Source organism: Intrasporangium sp. (genome assembly GCF_051961875.1).
In the GTDB taxonomy this organism is placed as follows: domain Bacteria; phylum Actinomycetota; class Actinomycetes; order Actinomycetales; family Dermatophilaceae; genus Intrasporangium_A.
Genome location: NZ_JBQCCV010000004.1, coordinates 1 through 2,498 on the forward strand (window position 1 = coordinate 1; position 2,498 = coordinate 2,498).

General features: G+C 72.8%; 3 protein-coding genes and 1 pseudogene. All 4 read left to right on the forward strand.

All coding sequences use genetic code 11. The features are described from left to right. The first annotated feature begins 324 nt into the window (after positions 1–324). A complete protein-coding gene (locus tag ACTHJJ_RS00125; protein WP_440300908.1) occupies positions 325–861 on the forward strand; it encodes an N-acetyltransferase family protein in 537 nt (178 codons plus the stop codon). 10 nt (positions 862–871) lie between these two features. Beyond that, entirely contained in the window at positions 872–1,864 is a 993-nt protein-coding gene (locus tag ACTHJJ_RS00130) for a quinone oxidoreductase family protein (protein WP_440300909.1), read from the forward strand. Between the two features lie 19 nt (positions 1,865–1,883). Next, on the forward strand, positions 1,884–2,240 hold the full coding sequence (locus ACTHJJ_RS00135; protein WP_440300910.1) for a 4a-hydroxytetrahydrobiopterin dehydratase: 357 nt from the start codon (positions 1,884–1,886) through the stop codon (positions 2,238–2,240). Continuing rightward, positions 2,237–2,498: pseudogene (locus ACTHJJ_RS00140) on the forward strand (amidohydrolase); the annotation flags it as partial. The gene ACTHJJ_RS00135 and the pseudogene ACTHJJ_RS00140, both read left to right, overlap by 4 nt.

Here is a 2,498-nt window from a genome sequence, read left to right on the forward strand (position 1 = left end):
CTCAGCACCGTCGTCGCGCCCACGCGCGGCCGCCTCGGCCCAGGTGGGCACGCCGCGTTCGGTGACGTGGCCGGCGCCGGTCGGGGCGGTCGGGTCGGACCCGAACAGATCGTCGAACAGCGTGCTCATGATGCCCCAACCCTACGTCCCACCGGCGACATTCCTGGCACGCCCCGGCGCCCCTCGGTGCGGCCCCGGCGAGCGGGAGCGAGCTGCGCGCCATGCGGACCGGGTGGCCCTCTCGCACTCGGTGTTCGTGGTCGAGCGGGCCGGTCCACCGACCCGTTCGACCGCGAGGGGACCGTTCGCGGAAGGATGGGGCGGGTGACGGCGAATCTCCCGACCCCCGACGCCCCTGCCGGCGGCCTGCGGGCCCGCGGCTTCACCATTCGCGAGGCGACCCCCGACGACATCGATGACCTCCTCCGGCTCGTCCGCGAGCTCGCGGCCTACGAGAAGGAGCCCGAGTCGGCGACAGCCACCCCCGACCATTTCCGGGAGGCCCTGTTCCCCGCGGACGGCCACCCAGCCGCATACGCCCACGTGGCGGAGCGGGACGGACGGGTCGTCGGGATGGCCATCTGGTTCGTCAGCTTCTCCACGTGGACCGGGCGGCACGGCCTCTGGCTCGAGGACCTCTTCGTCGAGCCGGAGCAGCGCGGGCTCGGTATCGGCAAGGCCTTCCTCGTCCGGCTCGCCCGGCTCTGCCACGAACGCGGCTGGACCCGCTTCGAGTGGTCGGTGCTCGACTGGAACACGCCGTCCATCGAGTTCTACCGCTCGCAGGGGGCGGTGGCCCAGGACGAGTGGACGACGTTCCGGGTGGCCGGCCCCGCCCTCGAGCGGCTGGCGCGGTCGTAGGGTGACGGGCATGACCACGACCACCAGCGCCCGGGCCGTCATCGTCACCACGCCGGGGGACGGCAGCGTCCTCGCCGTGCAGGACGTCGAGGTGCCACCACCCGGGCCCGGCGAGGTGCAGGTCGAGGAGGCCGCCGCGGGGGTCAACTTCATCGACGTCTACAAGCGCCAGGGTGTCTACCCGACACCGACCCCGTTCGTCCTCGGCGAGGAGGGCGCGGGCACGGTGACCGTGGTCGGCGAGGGCGTCGAGGGCTTCGCCGTCGGCGACCGCGTGGCGTGGGCGCAGGCCGGCAACAGCGAGGCCTCGGTCCTCAACCGCAGGGCCGAGGACCTCGTCCACGTGCCCGACGGCGTCGACCTCGAGACCGCGGCCGCCGCCATGCTGCAGGGCCTGACCGCCCACTACCTCGTCACCTCGACCTACCCGGCCAAGTCGGGCGACATCGCCCTCGTCCACGCCGCGGCCGGCGGGGTCGGCCAGCTGCTCGTCCAGCTGCTGACGAGCAAGGGCGTCACCGTCATCGCGACCGCCGGGTCAGAGGAGAAGCTCGACATCGCCCGCCGTCGCGGGGCTGCCCACGCGATCGACTACTCGACCACCGACGACCTCGCGGCCGCAGTCCGCGAGGCAGCCGGTCGGGGCGTCGACGTCGTCTACGACGGCGTCGGGAAGGCGACCTTCGACGCCTCGCTCGCCTCGCTCCGGCCCCGGGGCATGCTCGTGCTCTTCGGCGGGGCGAGCGGACAGGTGCCGCCCTTCGACCTGCAGCGGCTCAACCGGGCCGGCTCCCTCTTCATCACCCGGCCGACCCTCGCGCACTACGTCCAGACCCGCGAGGAGCTCGAGTGGCGGGCGCGGGAGGTCCTCGGTGCGATCGCCGACGGCTCCCTCGAGATCGAGATCGGCGCGCGCTACCCCTATGACGAGGCCGCGGCGGCCTACGACGCGCTCGAGGGTCGCCGGACCACCGGCAAGGTCATCCTCGTCCCGACCGCCTGAGCTGTGACAGGCTGGGGCGATGAGTGATCCGAACGCGCCCATCAGCTCCGAGGAGCTGTCGCACACGGAGGGTCTCGAGGGGTGGCGCCAGGTCGACGAGGGGCTCGTCACGATCATCGAGACGGGTGGCTTCTCCCGCGGGGCGGCGCTCCTGCCCGAGATCGCCCGGGTCGCCGACGAGCTGAACCATCATCCGGACGTCGACGTGCGCTATGGCGAGGTCGTCATCCGCACGACGAGCCACGACGTCGGGCACATCACCTCGCGAGACGTCGAGCTGGCCCGTCGCATCAGCCAGATCGCGAACCGGGCCGGCACGCCCTCGCAGGCCCCCAACGTCGACCCTGGCCGCGGCCCTGACCTACCCGAAGCATGAGCCGAACCCTCTTCCGCCACAAGAGAATCTGGACCGGCGCCGCGGAACACCCTTGGACCGAGGCGCTGCTCGTCGATGACGGGCGCATCGTCGCGGTTGGGGCAGAGGCGCTCGAGGCCGGTGCGACGCACGTGGTCGACCTTCCGGGCGCCGCCGTCCTCCCCGGCCTCCACGACGCACACATCCACACGGGGTGGCTGGCCGAGGAGTCGGTGGCGGTCGACCTGCGCGAGACCCGTTCCCTGGACGAGGCGCTCG

What these genes read in the sequence shown, in the direction of transcription:
- ACTHJJ_RS00130 (WP_440300909.1), top strand. Translation starts at nt 872, where the DNA reads ATGACCACGACCACCAGCGCCCGGGCCGTCATCGTCACCACGCCGGGG.
- ACTHJJ_RS00135 (WP_440300910.1), top strand. Translation starts at nt 1,884, where the DNA reads ATGAGTGATCCGAACGCGCCCATCAGCTCCGAGGAGCTGTCGCACACG.